The sequence below is a fragment of the Novosphingobium sp. genome (assembly GCF_965214355.1).
Lineage (GTDB): Bacteria > Pseudomonadota > Alphaproteobacteria > Sphingomonadales > Sphingomonadaceae > Novosphingobium.
This window is the reverse complement of sequence record NZ_CBDCBI010000002.1, coordinates 3,228,314-3,247,762: the sequence shown is the minus strand read 5'-3', so window position 1 is coordinate 3,247,762 and position 19,449 is coordinate 3,228,314. Positions and strand designations below refer to the sequence as shown.

Annotated in this window: 14 protein-coding genes and 1 tRNA gene; 10 read left to right on the top strand and 5 right to left on the bottom strand. The window is 63.3% G+C overall.

The window, feature by feature from the left end; all coding sequences use genetic code 11:
* Positions 1–64 precede the first annotated feature (64 nt).
* From ACOOE2_RS15085 to ACOOE2_RS15050, 8 genes are all read left to right on the top strand, one after another.
* Entirely contained in the window at positions 65–595 is a 531-nt protein-coding gene (locus ACOOE2_RS15085; RefSeq protein ID WP_420383808.1) for a PEPxxWA-CTERM sorting domain-containing protein, read from the top strand.
* A gap of 633 nt (positions 596–1,228) precedes the next feature.
* The gene (gene rfbC, locus ACOOE2_RS15080) at positions 1,229–1,798 is read left to right on the top strand and encodes a dTDP-4-dehydrorhamnose 3,5-epimerase (protein ID WP_420383807.1); all 570 of its coding nucleotides are present in this window, start codon (positions 1,229–1,231) and stop codon (positions 1,796–1,798) included.
* Positions 1,798–2,868, top strand: coding sequence for a dTDP-glucose 4,6-dehydratase (gene rfbB / locus ACOOE2_RS15075; protein ID WP_420383806.1), 1,071 nt, complete (start codon positions 1,798–1,800; stop codon positions 2,866–2,868). Before rfbC ends, rfbB begins: the two co-directional genes overlap by 1 nt.
* Positions 2,865–3,779 carry a dTDP-4-dehydrorhamnose reductase gene (gene rfbD, locus ACOOE2_RS15070; protein ID WP_420383805.1) on the top strand — a complete coding sequence of 305 codons (915 nt, stop codon included), beginning with the start codon at positions 2,865–2,867 and terminating at the stop codon, positions 3,777–3,779. The genes rfbB and rfbD overlap by 4 nt, the downstream gene beginning before the upstream one ends.
* 20 nt (positions 3,780–3,799) lie before the next feature.
* Positions 3,800–4,696: a glucose-1-phosphate thymidylyltransferase RfbA gene (rfbA, locus tag ACOOE2_RS15065; protein WP_420383804.1), complete on the top strand. Its 897-nt coding sequence runs from the start codon at positions 3,800–3,802 to the stop codon at positions 4,694–4,696.
* Between the two features lie 75 nt (positions 4,697–4,771).
* Positions 4,772–5,458, top strand: coding sequence for an ABC transporter ATP-binding protein (locus ACOOE2_RS15060; RefSeq protein WP_420383803.1), 687 nt, complete (start codon positions 4,772–4,774; stop codon positions 5,456–5,458).
* The gene (locus tag ACOOE2_RS15055; protein ID WP_420383802.1) at positions 5,445–7,982 is read left to right on the top strand and encodes an FtsX-like permease family protein; all 2,538 of its coding nucleotides are present in this window, start codon (positions 5,445–5,447) and stop codon (positions 7,980–7,982) included. Before ACOOE2_RS15060 ends, ACOOE2_RS15055 begins: the two co-directional genes overlap by 14 nt.
* Complete coding sequence (locus ACOOE2_RS15050; RefSeq protein WP_420383801.1) at positions 7,982–9,034, top strand: lipocalin-like domain-containing protein; 1,053 nt, start codon at positions 7,982–7,984, stop codon at positions 9,032–9,034. The genes ACOOE2_RS15055 and ACOOE2_RS15050 overlap by 1 nt, the downstream gene beginning before the upstream one ends.
* A gap of 338 nt (positions 9,035–9,372) precedes the next feature.
* Here the strand turns inward: ACOOE2_RS15050 and ACOOE2_RS15045 are convergent.
* From ACOOE2_RS15045 to ACOOE2_RS15030, 4 genes are all read right to left on the bottom strand, one after another.
* A tRNA-Met gene (locus ACOOE2_RS15045) sits at positions 9,373–9,449 on the bottom strand.
* Between the two features lie 197 nt (positions 9,450–9,646).
* Positions 9,647–11,011, bottom strand: a complete 1,365-nt coding sequence (locus ACOOE2_RS15040; RefSeq protein ID WP_420383800.1) for a glutamine synthetase family protein — start codon at positions 11,009–11,011, stop codon at positions 9,647–9,649.
* Positions 11,012–11,050: 39 nt separating this feature from the next.
* Positions 11,051–12,379: an NAD(P)/FAD-dependent oxidoreductase gene (locus ACOOE2_RS15035; protein ID WP_420383799.1), complete on the bottom strand. Its 1,329-nt coding sequence runs from the start codon at positions 12,377–12,379 to the stop codon at positions 11,051–11,053.
* Positions 12,380–12,490: 111 nt separating this feature from the next.
* Entirely contained in the window at positions 12,491–14,986 is a 2,496-nt protein-coding gene (locus tag ACOOE2_RS15030; RefSeq protein ID WP_420383798.1) for a beta strand repeat-containing protein, read from the bottom strand.
* 245 nt (positions 14,987–15,231) lie between these two features.
* Between ACOOE2_RS15030 and ACOOE2_RS15025 the strand changes: the two genes are divergently transcribed.
* Both ACOOE2_RS15025 and ACOOE2_RS15020 read left to right on the top strand, forming a co-directional pair.
* A complete protein-coding gene (locus tag ACOOE2_RS15025; protein WP_420383797.1) occupies positions 15,232–15,705 on the top strand; it encodes a (2Fe-2S)-binding protein in 474 nt (157 codons plus the stop codon).
* Positions 15,702–17,846 carry a molybdopterin cofactor-binding domain-containing protein gene (locus ACOOE2_RS15020; RefSeq protein ID WP_420383796.1) on the top strand — a complete coding sequence of 715 codons (2,145 nt, stop codon included), beginning with the start codon at positions 15,702–15,704 and terminating at the stop codon, positions 17,844–17,846. The genes ACOOE2_RS15025 and ACOOE2_RS15020 overlap by 4 nt, the downstream gene beginning before the upstream one ends.
* Positions 17,847–17,960: 114 nt before the next feature.
* Here ACOOE2_RS15020 and ACOOE2_RS15015 read toward each other — a convergent pair whose 3' ends face one another.
* Positions 17,961–19,361 (bottom strand): aminotransferase, encoded by a 1,401-nt coding sequence (locus ACOOE2_RS15015; protein WP_420383795.1) that lies wholly within the window; start codon positions 19,359–19,361, stop codon positions 17,961–17,963.
* Positions 19,362–19,449: the final 88 nt, after the last annotated feature.

Genomic DNA, 19,449 nt, shown 5'->3' with positions numbered 1-19,449 from the left:
AGCGTGCATTGCTGTGGCATGGCTTCGAAAGACGCGGTAATTTCACTTCGAAAGGCGCAAAACCATGAACCCTTTTAGTCTGAAAAAGACTGTCGCGAGTGCGGCGATTGCTTGCGCTCTTGCAGGTGCGGCGCCCGCTTCGCACGCCGCTGTGCTCATTACCAACGGTAGCGGCACGATTACGGGCGTCAGCGATGTGATGCTGGGCACAAAGACGTATGATGTGTCGTTCGGAAATACCGTTTCCACGCCTTTGCTGGCTGCTTATGCTGCCGATGCTTTGTCGCAAATAGAGGGTGTTTTCTCTTCATCGACAGCGCCGAACAGCATCAAGGGGTGCTCGAACCTCAAGAATTGCTACATCACATTTCCAGTGACAACTGGCGGGTACGATTACCTCCAGATTTCGACGAAAAATGGCTTGATTACTGGAAATGAATCCGCAGTTGGCCAGGGTAAGGCGCAGGTTACCTACGCAATCTTTACCGCAGTGCCGGAACCAGCCACCTGGGCAATGATGCTCGTTGGGTTTGGCATGATCGGGTTTGCGATGCGGGCCCGTCGCCAGCAGAAAGTTCGCGTCACTTACGCGTAATTGACGAAGCCGGATTTGCATGGGAGGGGGTGTCGGCATCGGTCGGCGCCCCCCTTTTTGATTCAAACCCAGTTTCAAGTCGATGTTCGCGATCGCAAGTATTTGGTCAAATACGCTGCGGCAGCAGAATTCCAATGCTCCTAAATCTGATGTGGTAATCAGTCGGCGTTCTCATCGCGCGTGTCCAATATGCGCTGATCGGTAAGTCTCTGCGTCTTGCGAAGGCTTGCCAATCGCGACGAAATCAGCGTGCGGATTTTTCCAATCCGACGCGCCTCACGCCGTTTATCGCGCCTCATCCGGCTTTGCTTTCGCGGAACCCAAAAGTCGCGATAGGCAAGCGCAAACAAAATACCGCAAATTACGCATAACAGTATAATCTCTAAGCGGTTCATGGCGCACCTTTCGAATCCCCGCTTACCTTGCTAAGCGAACCGTGCCAAATTTGTTCTTGGCCATTTATCACCACAGTGTTTCATTTCGACCCGTTCTTCCCGCGATAGGATGACCGCTTTTTTTGGGCGTGGACGTCGTCATGGTTTGACAAGACCGCAACAGGCTCGGAAACGTGAGGCAATTGCGAACGTTGCTGCCGTTATTCCGATGGCAACATATCCATGGCACTAAGACACTATGAAATTTAATCGTTTTGCTCTTGCTGGCCCCGTCGAGATTGTGCCGACGCGGCACGGCGACGACCGCGGGTTTTTTGCCGAGGCTTTCCGGGTCGACCGGTTTTCAGCGGCAGTGGGCGAGTACACTTTTATTCAGGAAAACGAATCACTTAGCGCGTTGGTGGGGACGATACGTGGCCTGCATTTCCAAAGTCATCCCATGGCCCAGGGCAAACTGGTCCGTTGCGTGGCCGGCGCGATTTTCGATGTAGCGGTCGATGTCCGTCACGATTCGCCGACGTTCCGGCATTGGATCGGCATCGAGCTGGACCCGGAGCGCGGAAATCAGTTGTGGGTGCCGCCGGGATTTGCCCACGGTTTTTGCACCTTGGCACCGAATAGCGTGGTCAGTTACAAGGTGACATCTTATTACAGCGCGGAAAATGACAGAGGCATGCGCTGGGATGATCCTGCTGTGGGTGTGATCTGGCCGGGTCTTGCAAATCCGGCTACGCTATCCGCCAAGGACCGTATACAGCCGCTGCTGGAGGAAATACCGCCACTGTTTTCGATCGGGGATGGCATGTGATGCGGATTGTCGTCACCGGGGGCGCCGGTTTCATCGGTTCGGCACTGGTCCGCCATCTGGTGCTTGAACGTGGCGCGCAGGTGTTAACGATCGATGCGCTGACTTATGCGGGCAATCGGGCATCCCTGGAGGCGGTAAAGACCTGCGCAAATCACCGGTTTCTTCAGGCGGATATTCGCAACAGTGCGGCGATGCATGAGGCGATCACTACCTTTGCGCCAGACCGGATCATGCATCTGGCGGCCGAAAGCCATGTCGATCGTTCAATCACCGGTGCCGACAATTTCATTTCGACCAACGTCGTGGGTACTTTTACGCTGCTGGAAGTGGCGCGCAATTATTGGAATGGACTGGCCGCCCGGGCCAAGACCGATTTTCGTTTTCTCCACGTGTCGACCGACGAGGTGTATGGCTCTCTGGGCGCGGATGGGCTGTTTACCGAACAAACGCCATACGACCCGTCGTCCCCGTATTCCGCAAGCAAGGCCGCCAGCGACCATCTGGCCAAAGCCTGGTACCGCACATACGGGCTGCCGGTCGTGGTCAGCAATTGTTCGAACAATTACGGTCCGTACCATTTTCCGGAAAAGCTCATCCCGCTGAGCATTCTCAACGCGATGGAGCGTAAGCCGCTTCCGGTTTACGGCAAAGGCGACAACATCCGCGACTGGCTCCATGTCGATGATCACGCGCGTGCATTGGATCTGATTGCCGGCAAAGGAAGGCCAGGAGAAACGTACAATGTCGGAGGCGGCAACGAACGGCGCAACATCGATGTTGTGCTGCAGATCTGTAAATTGCTTGATCAGTTCGTACCAGGCCCGACCTCTCGCGCAGAGTTGATCGAGTTTGTCACTGATCGCCCTGGCCATGATGCCCGTTATGCGATCGACGCAACCAAGCTTGAAACCGAACTGGGCTGGCGTGCGCAGGAAACGTTTGAAACGGGCATCGCCAAAACGGTGCGCTGGTATCTCGATAACGAATGGTGGTGGCGGCCGCTCCGTGATCGCTATGATGGCGAACGCCTTGGCCTGTCGGTTGCAGGTGGCGCAGGGAAGGCCGCATGAAAATTGCGGTTACCGGCGGTCCCGGCCAATTGGTATTGTCCATGCGCGAGCGTGGGCCGGACATGATGCATGATGTGGTGGCGATCGGTCCGCCCGACCTCGATCTCGCAATTGGCGACGACGAGGCTGTGTTTGCGGCGCTTTGTGCGAGTTTCGATGGCGCAGGTCCTGATGCCATAGTGAACGCTGCGGCGCATACTGCGGTCGATCGTGCCGAAACCGAGGCCGAACTTGCCTTCGCCATCAACGCACATGGCGCCGGATCTGTCGCGCGGGCCGCTGCCCGGTTGAAGGTTCCGCTTGTGCACATTTCCACCGACTACGTGTTCTCCGGTGACAAAGTGGAACCTTATATCGAAGACGACGCAACGGGCCCGATGGGAGTCTATGGCGCTTCGAAGCTAGCGGGCGAAACTGCTGTCCTGGCCGCCGGAGGCGACGCTGCCATCTTGCGGACCGCATGGGTTTATAGCCCGTTCGGCGCGAATTTTGTGAAGACGATGTTGCGCCTGGCAACAGGTCGCGATGTTGTTTCGGTTGTCGCCGACCAGTTCGGGTGCCCGACTTCGGCGCTTGAGCTGGCAGACGCTGCGATGACTGTGGTTGCTCACATCCGCGATCGGGCCGATCCTGCACTGCGCGGCGTTTTTCACGCGACCGGCACGGGCGAGGCCAGTTGGGCGGATGTCGCCGAGGCGATCTTTGCGGATTCGGCTGCGATTGGTGGGCCTTTTGCATCCGTCAGGCGAATCACCACTGCTGAATATCCGACGGCGGCGCAGCGCCCCGTCAATTCCCGGCTCAATTGCGAGCGGCTGGCGGCGATCCACGGTGTGGAAATGCCCGATTGGCGCTTATCCTGCCGCGAGGTGACCACGCGCCTGGTGCGCTCGGCCGCATTTCTGACATGAAATCCAAAAGGTAGGTTGCGATGAAAGGGATTATCCTTGCCGGCGGCAGTGGCACCCGCCTTTATCCGATGACTTTGGCTGTCTCCAAGCAGCTCATGCCGGTTTATGACAAACCGATGATCTATTATCCGCTGAGCACGCTGATGCTCGCGGGTATTCGCGAGATACTGATCATCACGACACCTCACGATGCGCCGTCATTTCGTCATTTGCTGGGCGATGGCACGCAGTGGGGTCTGGAAATTTCCTATGCCGTCCAACCAGAACCAAAAGGTCTGGCGCAGGCTTACACGATCGGCGCCGATTTTGTGCGCGGGGGCCCGTCCTGCCTGGTGCTTGGCGATAATATCTTCTTTGGGCATGGTCTGCCGGACATCCTGAGCCGGGCGCGCGCACGGCTGCTGGCTGGCGGCGGGGCCTGCGTCTTTGCCTACCACGTCGTCGATCCGCAAAGCTATGGTGTGGTTGCCTTCGGACCTGACAAGCGGGCGGTCAGTATTGAGGAAAAACCGGCGCATCCCAAATCAAATTGGGCCGTTACCGGGCTTTATTTCTACGACAGGGACGTCATCGATATTGCCGCGTCGATCAGTCCGTCCGCGCGTGGTGAACTGGAAATCACCGATATCAATCTTGCCTATCTCAATTCGGGCCGGCTCGATGTCGAAGTTCTGGGGCGCGGTTTTGCGTGGCTCGACACCGGCACACCGGACAATTTGCTTGAAGCTGCCGGTTTTGTCGCGACGCTCGAACGACGACAGGGAATGAAGATTGCCTGTCCGGAAGAAATTGCCTGGCGCATGGGCTACATCGATGACGCGGGGCTCGATCGGGCCATACGTCCCCTTGGCAAATCCAATTATGCCAATTACTTGCGAGAGCTTACTGCTGCGTCAAATACGGCAGAAGTCCTATAATCAACCGCTGCAGGCACGACGCATTGGACCCAAAGGTCGCCTTGCTGTGACGCCTGCAATACGCCACCATCAGCGATGATCGACGGCAATCCTATTCTGCAGGTGCATGCGCTGGGCAAGTCGGTGCCGGGGCCGCGCCGCCTGTTTCAGGGTCTTGATCTGGCGGTGGCGGCCGGTGAACTCGTGGCCGTGGTTGGCGAATCCGGGGTGGGCAAATCGACACTGCTCAATCTGCTGGCCGGGCTGGACCTGGCCGACGAAGGCCGCATCAAGATCGATGGCACGGATCTTGCCGCGCTGGACGAGACCGCGCGGACGCGGCTGCGGCGCGAACGGGTCGGCTTTGTGTTTCAGGCCTTTCACATTCTGCCTTATCTGACTTTGCGCCAGAATGTCGCGTTGCCGCTGGCGCTGGTGTCGTGCGATGCCGCTGCGGCGGAGGCGCGGGCAGAGGCGACGCTCGATGCGGTCGGGCTTGGCGGGCGCGGCATGGGTTACGCGCGCGATCTATCGGGCGGGGAATTGCAGCGCGTCGCGATTGCGCGCGCGCTGGTGCATCGCCCGGCGCTGATCCTGGCCGACGAGCCGACCGGCAATCTCGATCCGGGTACGGCTGCCAAAGTGCTGGCACTGTTTGCAGATGCCGTGCGCAGCCATGGCGCGGCCGGGGTGATGGTGACGCATTCGCACGCCTGCGCGGCGATTGCCGACCGCGTATTGCGCCTGGGTAGCGACGGGTTGGTGGCGGATGATCGCGTCTGAACCCGGCCTGCTGGCAGGCCGGCTGGCGCTGCGCTGGCTGATCGGCGGGGAATGGCGATTTCACCCGGCGCGCTTTGCGCTGACCGCTGTTGCCATTGCGGTGGGCGTCGCGCTGGGTTTTGCCGTTCACCTGGTCAATGGGTCTGCGCTCGCCTCGTTTGATGGCGCGATGCGCGGGGTCAGCGGCGCGGCCGAACTGTCCGTTCGCGCCAGCAGTCCGCTTGGCTTTGACGAGGCGCTTTATCCGAAAGTGGCGCAGACGCCGGGCGTGGCCGATGCCAGCCCGGTGGTCAGCCTGACGGCACAGCTGGGCAAGGCGCGGATCACGCTGCTGGGGCTCGATGTGATGCGCGCAGCCGAGGTGACCCCCGCCTTGATCGGCATCCGGCCACGCGGGCTGGGCGGCGGCAATGCGGAAACCGCGTTTGACGAAGCCGCGCTGTTCCTGTCGCATCGCGCCATGGCCGACGCCGGGGTGCATGTGGGCGTGCAAGTCGTGGTCGTCGCCAATGGCCATGCGGTGCCGTTGCGGGTGGCGGGCACGCTGGCGGGTGCGGACGATGCCACTGCGATCGGTGTGATGGACATCGCGGCCGTGCAATGGCGGTTTGGCCGGCTGGGCCGGATCGACCGCATCGATCTGGAACTGGCGGATCGCGCGCTGGCAGAGGCGGCGTTGCGCGCTGCTTTGCCCCCCACGGCCATGCTGTCCACGCCCGCCGCACAAAACGCGCAAGGCGATGCGCTGTCGCGCGCCTATCGCGTCAATCTCGACATGCTGGCGCTGGTTGCGCTGTTGACCGGCGGGTTCCTGGTCTATTCGGCGCAATCGCTGTCAGTAGTGCGGCGCCAGCGCGCCTTTGCCCTGTTGCGCACGCTGGGCATGCCGCGCGGCGGCGTGGTCGCAGCGGTGCTGGCCGAGGGGCTGGCGGTCGGGGTGATCGGGGCCGCTGCGGGTCTGGCCGCGGGGTATGCGCTGGCGTGGGCCGCGCTGCGCTGGTTTGGCGGCGATCTGGGCGCAGGCTATTTCCACGATGGCGGCGCCGCGCATGTGGTGTTTCAGCCGGGTGCCGCGCTTTGTTTCTTTGCGCTGGGCGTGCTGGCGGCCGGGCTTGGCAGTGCCTTGCCCGGGCGCGTGGCTGCAAGGGCTGCGCCCGCTGCGGCGTTGAAAAACGCGGGCGACATGCTCGATCCACGCCAGCCGGTGGCCTGGTGGCCGATGCTGGCGCTGATGGTTGCAGGCGTGGTCACTGCTGTCTTGCCCCCGGTTGCCGGGCTGCCGCTGTTTGGCTTTGCCGGGATGGCACTGATGCTGGCAGGCGGCGTGGTGGGTGTGCCGTGGTTTGCGCGCGTTTTGCTGACGCCGCTGGCACGATTGCCGCGCGGGCCGGTGCCCGCGCTGCTGGCGGTGCGCCATTTGCACGGGGCACCGGGCACTGCGGCCACCGCCTTGTGCGGCATTGTCGCCTCGACTGCGCTGATGATCGCGATGGCAACAATGGTCACGAGCTTTCGCGGCGCGGTGGCCGACTGGCTGGGCGATGTGCTGGGCGCAGACCTGTATGCGCGCACCACGGCGGGGGCCAGTTTCGATCCCGCCACGCGCGCCCGGTTGGCGCACACCCCGGGCATTGCCAGCCTGGTGTTCAGCCGCCAGTTGCCGCTGACCATCAGCGCCGATCGCCCGCCGCTCAGCCTGATTGCGCGGCCGTTGCGCGATGGCGCCGATCCGCTGCCGGCGGTGATGGCGCGCGCACCTGTTCTGCCCGCAGGAGAACTGGCGGTCTGGGTGTCGGAACCGGCGCAGCGGATCTATGGCTGGAAACCGGGCGACCGGATCGTGCTGCCGATTGCGGCGGGCACGCGCTTTACGGTCGCCGGGGTCTGGCGCGATTACGGGCGCCAGGCGGGTGCGGTGGTGATCGACGAACGGGTCTATCAGCATCTGACCGGCGATGACGGGCGCGATCAGGTGGCCGCGATGCTGAAGCCCGGCACAAATGCGGCGGGCACGGGCCGCGCGCTGATCGCGGCGTTACCGCCTGCGTTGCGGGCCCAGACCGAACTGACCCAGCCCGCGATCCTGCGACAATTTGCGCTGACGTTGTTCGATCGCAGCTTTGCCGTGACATATCTGCTGGAAGCGATCGCCATTCTGGTGGGTCTGGCCGGTGTGGCGGCGACCGTTTCGGCGCAGACGATCGCGCGCGAACGCGAATTTGGCATGTTGCGGCATCTGGGCGTCACGCGGGGCCAGTTGCTGGCCATGCTGGGGATCGAAGGCGCGATCGTGGGCCTGACCGGCGCGCTGGCGGGAATCGGGCTTGGCCTGATGCTCGCCCAGGTGCTGATCCATGTGATCAATCCGCAGTCGTTCCATTGGACGATGACCACGCGCATTCCGCTGGGCACGCTGCTGGGCGTGGCAGTGGCGCTGATTGGGGCGGCCGCGGCCACCGCCCTGTTGGCGGGGCGACGCGCTACTGCAAAAAGCGCCATCCAGTCGGTGCGGGAGGATTGGTGATGCGCTGCACGGCAAGCCTGTTCGCCGCAATGGCGTTGGTTGCGGCCGCGCCTTACCCCGCCGTGCGCCCGGGTGTGGTCCTGCATTTCCCCGCCGATCACGGCGCCCACCAGCAATTTCGCACCGAATGGTGGTATGTCACTGGCTGGCTACGCACCGCCGATGGCCACGACCTGGGGTTTCAGGTGACATTTTTCCGCACCCGGCCGCCGGTCGATGCGCGCAACCCCAGCCGGTTTGCCGCGCGGCAATTGCTGTTTGCGCATGTCGCGCTGTCCGACCCGGCAACCGGCCACCTGTTGCACGGCGAACGCACCGCGCGCGAAGGCTTTGGCCTGGCGTCGGCGGCGGTTGGCGATGCCGATGTGGCCCTGCGCGACTGGCGCTTGCAGCGAAAGGCCAATGGCGGGTGGCAGACGCATGTCGCCGCAGACGGCTTTGCGCTAACGCTGGCGATGCAACCCACCCAACCGCCGTTGTTGCAGGGGCAGGGCGGATACAGCCGCAAGGGACCGCGCCCCGACGAGGCCAGCTATTACTATTCGATCCCGCACTTGCGGGTCACGGGCAACGTGCAGCGCGGCGACAGGACCGTGGCCGTTACCGGAGAAGCGTGGCTGGACCGCGAATGGTCATCACAATACCTCGCGCCCGATGCGCAAGGCTGGGACTGGACCGGGATCAATTTCGATGATGGTTCTGCGCTGATGGCGTTTCGCATGCGGCGCAGGGGTGGCGGCACGGTGTGGGCGGGTGGCGCGCTGCGCCGGGCCGATGGCACGACCATTGTGCTGGGGCCGGACGGTGTCAGCTTTCGCCCGTTGGCGACCTGGCGCAGTGCTGCCACGGGTGCCGTCTATCCGGTGCGGCAGGATCTGGGCGTCCGCACCGCCCATGGCACGCTGCACTGGCAATTGACCTCGCTGTTTGCCGCGCAGGAACTGGACTCCCGGCGCAGCGGGCTGCCCGTCTATTGGGAAGGTGCCGTGCGCACGAAGGGCGGGCGCGGCTATCTGGAACTGACCGGCTATGACCAGCCGTTGACGATGTAGCGGCAAGGCGCTGCGCCGCCCGCTCGGCTTGATACGCCTCACATTTGAATGCTCGATTGCATCTCGAAGTCGGACGGATGACAGCTGTTCCTTATCGGCCGCCCTACACATGCCGGCCGGCCTGCTGTCAGCGCAAGCTTGCTCATTCCACGGCAGGACGCTGAAAGCTGCGCCAATTGGCGCCTCCTGTAAGTGGTTGGCCTTCGCATTGGGCTTGTGGACGGCAGACTTGTCCCACTAGTCTAAAAGGATCGGCGAAATTCGAGCTGGATATGTCGATGAAGCGCCAGTTGTTGTGCCTATGGTGGAACGGTTGAGCGCGTCGCGGTTTTGAAAAATGGTAGCGGAGGAGGGACTCGAACCCCCGACACGCGGATTATGATTCCGCTGCTCTAACCGGCTGAGCTACTCCGCCCCGAAGGGCCGCTTTGCATTGGCGGGGCCGTTGCATGGGCAGGCCGGGCACATAAGCGGGCGGGGCGGCGGGGTCAACCTGGAAAATCCGCGCCGGACCACTGTGCGTGGCACGCCCCAATCCAGATCCTTGTCCTCACGCATCACTTGCGGCGAGGCCGATGTCTTAGAACAGATTGCGGCGGCTGCGGATCATCGTCATGCCTTGAGCAACAAGTGGTCGCGTTCCCACGAGCTGATGACCTCGTCATAGGCGGCGAGCTCGTTCATCTTGATCTCGTAGAACGCACGGATGAAATTCTCGCCAAGCAGATCCATGATCGGCTGGCACGCGATCATCTGTTTCAGTGCGGCATCGAGATTGCGCGGCAATGTGCGCGGTTCCAGATAGGCATTGCTGGTGATCAGCGGCAGCGGCGCGATCTTGTCGCGCAGGCCGATGAACCCGGCCGCAAGCGTTGCCGCGATCGCGATGTAGGGGTTGGCATCGGCGCCGGGCAGGCGGTTTTCGATCCGCGTGTTCTGCGGGCTGGAGGTGGGAATGCGCAAGCCGCAGCTGCGGTTGTCATGGCCCCATTGGACGTTGATCGGCGCACTGTGCGCCGGGCGCATGCGGCGGAACGAATTGACATTGGGCGCAAACAGCGGCGCGATTTCAGGCAGATAGCGCTGCAGCCCGCCGACGAAATGGCTGAATTCCTGTGTGATGCCGGCCTCGTTGCCGAACAGATTGGTGCCTTCGCTGTCCTGTGCCGAGATATGCAGGTGCATCGCGCTGCCCGGCTGGCTTTCCATCGGCTTGGCCATGAACGTGGCATAGACGCCGTGTTTCAGCGCGACCTGGCGGACGATGCGTTTGAAGATCGTGACCTGGTCGCACAGCCCGATCGGTTCGCCGTGGTTGAAATTGATTTCCAGCTGCGCAGTGCCGCTTTCATGGATCATCGTATCGAGTTGCAGCGAGGCGATTTCCGAATTGTCGTAGATTTCCTCGATGATGTCTTCGAACTCGTTGACCGATTCAAGGCCATAGGGCTGCGGCGAGCTTTCCGTCCGGCCCGAGCGGCCACGCGGCGGAACGATCGGCAGATCGGGGTCGGAATTGATCTCGGTCAGATAGAATTCAAGCTCGGGCGCGACGACCATCGTCCAGCCGATCGCGGCAAACCGGTCGAGCACGCTTTGCAACACATAGCGCGGCGCGATTTCGAATGGCGCGCCATCCTTGTGCAGCGCATCGGCCACGACAAACGCGGTCGGCGTGCGAAACCCCGGCGCAACGCAGATCGAGCGGATATCGGGGCGCAGCGACACATCGGGGTCGCGATAGAGGAAATCGTCGACATCGGTATCGGCATAGTCGCCGGTGATCGTCACCGAAAACACACTCGAGGGCAGGCGCAGGCTCATGCTGCCGGCCGACGATACGAATTTGTCGGCGGGAAACACTTTGCCGCGCACCACGCCGTTGATATCGGGGACGAGGCATTCGACTTCGCTGATGCCGCGCGCGCGCAGCCATTCGGCAAAGGTTTCGCTGTTTGTGGTCGTGGTGTCGGTCATGTCTGGGTCGTTCCGTGTTGGGTCGCGCGCGGCATCTCGTCAAATTCGATCGCGCAGCGCCATGAATTGCATGGCCAGGGCCTGGGTCGGCCACCGCAACCACGGCCCCCCGGGAAACCGTGGGGAAGGCAGGCGCCGCAACAGGTCATAGCCGCTATTGACAGCACCCGCCATGGCTTGCCCGATTGCCCGGCCCAGCCACGGCGCCAGGACCACGCCGACCCCCGAAAACCCGTTGAGCGCAAACAGGCCGGGGCGCGGCTCGATCACGAACGGCAGGCGGTTGGGTGAAATCGCCAGCGTCCCGCCCCAGGCATGGCTGATCGCCACGTCGGCCAATTGCGGGAAAATGCGCAGCATATGGGGCCGCACGGTTGCCGCGATATCGTGCGGCATGCCCAGGCCATAGCTTTCGCCACCGCCGAACAGCAGCCGATGATCGGGCGTCACGCGGAAATAATAGACGACATAGCGCCCGTCGGATACCGCCGCACCATTGCGGATCAGGCCCGTCGCACGCGCCGGATCGAGCGGCGCAGTGGTCGCGATATAGTTGTTGATCGGCAGCACGCGCGCATCGCCCTGCGGCACGAGCGCGCGCGCATAGGCGCCGGTCGCGTCGAGCACCTGACCTGCGCGGATCGTGCCATTGGGCGTGGTGACATGCCAGCCATCGGCGGCCTGTTTCAGCGCAAGGCAGCGCGTCTGCGCATGCACCACCGCGCCCGCGGCCTGCGCCGCGCGCGCCATCGCCTGCGCCAGTTTCAGCGGGTGGAGATGGCCGCCGCGCGCGTCGAAACTGCCCCCATGGTAATCGTCGCTCGCGATTGTGGCACGCATTTCGTCACGCGACACCAGGGTCAGGCTGTCATAGCCATAGCGATCGCGCATCATTGCGACATGGGCGTGTGTGGCGATGACATTTCCGGCGCGATGATCGGCATGGACCAGGCCCTGTCGATAGTCGCAGGCGTCGGGATCAAGCGCGATCAGCGTATCGAGATGATCGCGCGCCTCCAGCGCCGCGCGCCACATTTGGCGTGCCGTTTCGAGCCCAAGTTTTTGCTCAAGCCATGGCTGCTCCTGGTGCCACCCGACATGCACCTGCCCGCCGTTGCGCCCCGAGGCGCCCCAGCCGATCGGGCCCATTTCGACCAGCCGCACCGTCCGGCCCATCCGTGCCAGCGCCAGCGCCGCGCCAAGCCCGGCAAACCCGCCGCCGATCACGCAGAAATCGGACACGCCATCGCCATCCAGCGCCGGCGCATCGATCGGCGGGCCACTGGTGGCAGCGTAATAGGAGCTGGGAAAGCGGCTGGTATCTTCGCCGCCCGGTCCTGCCCGCTCGTTGGATCGCGGCGCAAACATTGACGCGAGAGGTATCAGCGGCGCCAGACCCGGTCAATCAATCGCCAAGTCTGTCACAAGCAGCCTTGAATGCCCATGCCGCTCTGAGCTCAAGGTTGCGGCCCGGCGATCTCAGACAAAATGGAATTGCGCCGATGTCAGGCTGGACGCGGTCACGCCCGTTAGTCTGATCGTATCTGCGGCATCGAGCGTGATCACCGTGTCGGCGCCGACCTGCGCAATATCGCCCGAATTGAGCAGCCAGGCCCAGTTGGTGAAATCCGATGCGGCAACCTGCAGCGTATCGCTCGCGTCAAATCCGTTGACTACGTCATGCCCGCCGATGCCCGCCGAAAACGCCAGCGTCTTCTGCGCGCCGTTCAGGATGACCGAGCTGTCGCCGGCGAACGTAACGGTGTCGGCGATGCCGGTGACAGTCGCCTGCGCGCTGATGAGGTTCACGGTGCCGCCCGGCGCCCAGACATTGTCGGCCACCCCATTGGTGGCCCGCAGCGTCGCGACATTGCCCGTACCGCCGGCAAAGCTGATATCGTTGCCACCGCCGGTGACGATGGCTTGCGCGCTGGTGAAAAAGATCGTTTCGCGATCCGGCGCCCAGATCGTGTCGGCCGTGCCGCCGGTGTCGTACAACCCGGCAATGCCGGCAGAGCCGCCGGTAAAGCTGATGCTGTCACCGCCACCAGTGATCGCCGCATCTGCATTGGTCAGGTAGATGGTTGCGCCGCCGGGCGCCCACACGCTGTCCCAGGCGTCGCCGGTGTTGTACAATCCGACGACATTGCCGGACCCGCCGGCAAAGCTGATCGTATTGCCGCCGCCGGTGATCGCGGCCTGCGCGCTGGTCAGGTACACGGTCTCGCCGCCGGGCGCCCACACGCTGTCCCACGCGCCGGCGGTGTCGTAAAGGCCCACGACATTGCCGGTGCCGCCGGCAAAGCTGATCGTGTCGCCACCGCCGGCGACCGCGGCCTGCGCGCTGGTCAGGTAGACGGTATCAGCGCCCGGCGCCCAAACACTGTCCCAGGCGCCGCCGGTGTCATACAGCCCCGCGACATTGCCGGTGCCGCCGGCAAAGCTGATCGCCTCACCACCGCCGGTGATTGCTGCCTGCGCATTGGTCAGATAGACGGTTTCGTCGCCCGTCGCAGTGACATTGTCCCAGTTTCCGGCCGTGTCGTACAGGCCGACGACATTGCCCGAAGCCCCCCCTGAAAATGTGATGGTATTGCCGCCGCCATGCAGGCCTGCCTGCGCATTTGCCAACTGGACATTCGCATTGTTCGCCGTCGCCGTGTCCCAGGCGCCCGCTGTGGCCGACAGGTTCAGGTTGTCGCCGGCGCCCGCCAGAGTGATGATCCCGTTGCCGCCGGCAAGCGCCACTGTGTCCGACTTTCCACCCTTCAGGGTCGCGCCCGGTCCTGTCACGGCGACATTGGCGTTGTCCCCCACTGTCACGGTGCTGCCCTGGCCCTGGGTCAGCGTGACTGTATCGGCGGTCGTTGCGCCCTGGCCATTGCCGCCGATCGAGATCGCCTCGTCCTGCGCGACGGCCACGACGCTGTCGAGCGATCCGGATACGGCCAGCGTCGCATTGGACGTGTTGATGAAGAGGCTGTCGCTGTTGCCGGTGGTCGTGGCATTGCTGTCGGACAGCACGACGATCGCGCCCGATCCCTTGATCGCGTAAGGCCCCGTCGCGGCCGAAATGACATAGGTGTTGCCGCTGGTAACCGACAGGCTGCCCGACGATTTGGCCAGGATGGTCGCGCCGCTCTGCAGGCTGTCCGTGCCATCGGCGAAGACCAGTGTCTGGATGTTTGCCACAGTGTACGCGTTGCCCGACGGGTCCGAGATATACAGACTGCCGCCGCCGCCGTTCTTGATGGTGTAGTTGGTCATCGCGCCGGTAAAGATCAGGGTGTTGTCGCCTGTGCCGCCGTCGATGTTGTCCGAAATGCCGGGGTCTTCGGCGGCCACGATCAGGTCGTTTCCGGCGCCGCCGCTGACACCCATGTTGCCATAGTCGGAACAGATGATCGTATCATTCCCGGCGCCGCCGCCGACAGTTATGGTAGCGGCATAATTCGCCAGGTTCAAAGTATTGCCTGCATCGGACAGTTCGATCGTGACCTGGGTTCCATAAGGACCGAGCAGCGATCCGGCATTGCCGGACAGCGTCACGTTGCCGCTATCGAGCAGCTTGAACGTGCCACCGCCGACTATGGTCCATGACAGCTGGGCACTGGTCAGATCGATCTCATCACCCAGCTGCGCAAGGAACCCCTGGAAATTGGAAAAGTTGACGTCGGCCAGGTTCACCGGGGTGGTGTTGACAAAGGACAGGACGTTGGTCCCGCTGCCGCCGTCATAAGTGCCTAAGATCGTGCCGTTGACATAGATCGTGACTGTGTCATTGCCGGCGCCGGCATGGATGGCGTCGCCCATGCCGTACGTCGAGATCGTATCGTCGTTGGGCGAACCGATGATCGTGTTGCCGCTGGTGTTGCTGCCCTGGATCTGGACGAGTTCGCCAGCCACCACGGGATAACCGCTGGCGTCGAGATAGCCGGCCGAGGTGCTCAGGTTCAACAAGCTGGTATATGTCATGCCGAAACCTCTCCGGATCGCCTCATCGCGGATCTGGTATCCACCGCGAACCGCCAGGGCAAATGGAAAAACGATCGATCGCCCAGCTTACATGGACGCACAGGGAACGGCACGCCTGCCGAGATATGTCCCGGCTGTACTATAGTTCGAAAAACATGGCTGAAATTCGCGGATCAGCGCGTGCTTGACACCGGCATGTGCTTGCTGCGAAATGCTGGACGATCGTACGAAATTCGGGGTTTGAAATGTCTGTCACGCTGACCATCAATGGTGAAAAACGCACCTATGACGCCGCGCCCGAGATGCCGCTGTTGTGGCTGCTGCGCGATGTGGCGCGGATGACGGGGACGAAATTCGGCTGTGCGGCAGGCCTGTGCGGCGCGTGCAGTGTGCTGATCGACGGGACGCGCGTGTTCGGGTGCCAGACACCGGCCTCCGAGGCTGTCGGCAAATCGATCACCACGATCGAGGGCCTGACGCAGCAACCGCTGGGCAAGGCGCTGGTTTCGGCGTGGGACGAAGTCGATGTGGTGCAGTGCGGCTATTGCCAGCCGGGCCAGATCATCGCGGCAGCCTCGCTGATCAAGGACAATCCCAAGCCCGATGATGCCGCGATCGATGCGGGCATGTCGGGCAATATCTGCCGCTGCGGGACATATCCGCGCATTCGTGCCGCGATCCACCGCGCGGCGCAGATCCATGCGGGAGAGAAAGCATGACCGCCGGTTCGAACTTTGCCGCAACCCGCCGCCAGGTCCTGGCCGGATCGGGCGCCGTATCGCTGGTTATCCCGATGACGCTGGGCGCCGTGCGGGCCCGGGCGGCCGATGCTGTTGCCGGGCCCGCGCTTGCCGCGACAGGCTGGCTCGGTGTCGATAGCCAGGGGCGGGTGACACTGGCCCTGCCCAAGACCGAAATGGGCCAGGGCATCCTCACCACGATCACGATGATCGCCGCCGAAGAGCTGGCGGTCAAACCCGAGGACGTCATCGTGTCGATACCCGATGGCGATGCCGCGCGGTTCAAGCCGGTCGACCAGGGCACCGGCGGATCGACCTCGGTGCGTGACCTGTGGCTGCCTTTGCGCAATGCCGGCGCCACGGCGCGTGTTGCCCTTGTGACCGCGGGTGCGAAACAATGGGGCGTGCCCGTGACCGAATGCGACGCGCATGACGGTGCGGTGGTCCACACCGCCAGCGGCAAGGTGCTGCCTTATGCCGCGCTGGTCGCGGCGGCTGCGGCGGCGCCCTTGCCGACGATCGCGCTCGTGCGGCCGGCCTCTGCTTATAGCGTGATCGGCAAATCGCACCGCCGGCTCGATGGCGCGGCCAAGGCACGCGGCACGGCCGAATACGGCATCGACGTGTTTGTGCCGGGCATGAAATTTGCAGGGATCCAGGTCAGCCCGGTGTTCGGCGGCAAGCTGGCCAGCGTGGACGAAGCCGCGGCGCGCAAGATTGCCGGCGTGACCGGCCTGATCCGCGGCGATGACGTGGTCTATATCCTGGGTGACAACACCTGGGCCGTGCGCCAGGGTCTGGCCGCGGCCAATGTGCAATGGACGGCCAAGTCCGAATTGAGCGGCGCGCAACACGCGCAGATCATCGGTGCGATTACCGCTGCGCTCGACAAGCCCGGCTTTGTCGCAGCAACGTCGGGCGATCTGGAGGCTTCGCGCAAAGGCGCCGCACACCGGTTCAGCGCGACCTATACGCAGCCGTTCCTGGCGCACGCGACGATGGAGCCGGCCAATTGCGTCGCGCATGTCCACGACGGGCAATGCACGATCTGGACCGGCACGCAGATCCCGTCCGACGCGCGCAAGGCGGCCGCCACGCGGCTGGGCCTGCCGATCGAAAAGGTGACCGTGCATAACCGCCTGATGGGCGGCGGTTTCGGCCGGCGACTGGAAGCCGACATGGTCGAGCGCTGCGTCGATCTGGCCAAGCAGGTGCCGTTCCCGGTCAAATTGATCTGGACGCGCGAAGAAGACACCGCGCATGACTGGTATCGCCCGGCCTATGCCGACCATATCGACATCGCGGTCGGCGCCGATGGCAAGATTGCGGCGTGGGAACACAAGATCGCGGGATCGTCGATCATGGCGCGGCTGATGGGCGGCGCGTTCAAGGGCATCGACGAAGACGCGGTCGAGGGCGCGATCACGCCGATCTATCCCGCCGCTGCGCGCAAGGTGACATTCCAGCAGCAGGAAAGCCTGGTCCCCACCAGCTGGTGGCGCGGCGTGGGCCCCTTGCGCAGTGCGTTCGTGATGGAATGCGCGGTGGACGAACTGGCGCATTCGCTGAATGCAGACCCGATCGCCTGGCGCCTGGCGCACATGGATGACCCGCGCGCGCGCGCGGTGCTGGAAAAGGCGCGCGATCAGTCGGGCTGGGCCGAAAAACCTGCGGCCGGGACCGGGCGCGGCGTCGCGGTGATCCATTTGTGGGAAACCTATATGGCCGCGGTCGCCGAAATCGCGGTGGACAAGGATCACCAGATCACCGTCAAGCGCGTGACCGTGGCAGTCGATTGCGGCCATGCAATCAATCCGTCGGGCGTGATGGCGCAAATCGACAGCGGGGTGATCTTCGGATCGTCAGCCGCGCTCTATGGCGAAATCACCATCGCCAATGGCCAGGTCGAACAGTCGAACTACAACGATTACCGCGTGCTGCGCATGAGCGAGGCGCCAGTGATCCACACGACGATCATCGAGAACCACGAAAAGCCCGGCGGCATGGGCGAACCACCCAACGCAGTCATTTTCCCGGCGCTGGCCAATGCGGTGTTCGCGGCGACAGGCAAGCGGGTGCGCGCCTTGCCGTTGCAGAAGGGGTTGTTGGCGTCGGCGTGAGGGCGTTGGGTTAGAGACATCTCAGCGATCCTCGCTCAATGTCTATTCCTCACCAAATCGGCTCATCCTGAGCGGAGTTTGTTTGTTATTCGATCGCTTACAGTATCTTGACCCTTAGCCCAGCGCAGCCAGTGCCTCGGCCGACACATCCAGCGCAGTGCGGATCGTATCCACCAGCTGGTCGATCTCGGCATGCGTGATCACCAGCGGCGGGCTGAACACGATCGAATCACGGATCGCGCGCACCATCAGGCCGCGCGCAATACAGGCGTCGCGCACGATCGGGCCAGCCAATCCTCCCCCGCCATGACGGCGGTTTGTGCCCGGTTCGCCCACGATCTCGACCGCGCCAATCAATCCCAGCGAGCGTGCCTCGCCCACCAGCGGATGCGGCGCCAAGCGCTCGGCCAGCGCTTTGGCGAGATACGGCCCGGTGTCGTCGCGGGTGCGTTCGACCAGATGTTCGTCCTCGATGATCTGGATATTGCGCAACGCGACCGCTGCGCAGACCGGATGCCCCGAATACGTGAAGCCGTGCACGAAATCCTCGCCCGAGGCGCGCAGTGTCGCCACGATCTCGCGCGATACGGCGGTGGCAGAGATCGGCAGGTATCCCGATGACAGCCCCTTGGCCATCGACACGATATCGGGGCTGATCCCGAAATGCTGAAACCCGAACCAGCTGCCCAGCCGTCCAAAGCCGCAGATCACTTCGTCCGACACCAGCAGGATGCCGTATTTGCGGCAGATCGCCTCGACCTTGTGCCAATAGCTGGCGGGCGGGATGATCACCCCGCCTGCGCCCTGGACGGGCTCGCCGATGAACGCGGCGACATTGCCCGGGCCGACCGCCAGGATGCGGTCTTCGATCGCGTTTGCCGCGCGCGTCGCAAAGGCTTCCGGATCTTCGCCGAACCCGTCGACGAACGGATAGGGCTGCATCACGTGTTCGATGCCCGGGATCGGCAACCCGCCCTGGACATGCATGTAGTCCATGCCGCCAAGGCTGGCCGAGGCCACGGTCGAACCGTGATAGGCGTTGTGCCGGCTGATGAAGATCGTGCGATCGGGCTGCCCCTTCATCGTCCAGTAGGTTCGTACCAGGCGGAACACGGTGTCGTTCGATTCCGACCCGCTGTTGTTGAAGAACACATGCGCAAGGTCACCGCCCAGCAACCCGGCCAGCTTTGCCGCCAGTTCGATCGGCGGCACGGTCGCGGTGCGGAAAAACGTGTTGTAGAACGGCAGCTCGGCCATCTGCCGTGCGGCCACTTCGACCAGCTCGGGCCGGCCGTAGCCGACATTGACGCACCACAATCCGGCCATCGCGTCGAGAATCGCATGCCCTTCGCCATCATAGATCGTCGATCCTGCGGCATGGGTGATGATCCGGCTGCCGCCCAGTTCAACTTGCAGCGCATAGCTCGACTGCGCGGGAAGATGGTGCGCAACGTCCAGCTGGCGCAGTGCCGGGATATCGTAATTGCGCACAGGTGCGGCGTTGGGGAGGGCCATTGCGATCTTTCAATTGGCGAAATCTAAGATCACAGATACCTTTGGGTATGTCGCTGGTCAATGCGGCGGAAAGTGCCTTCACAAAAAG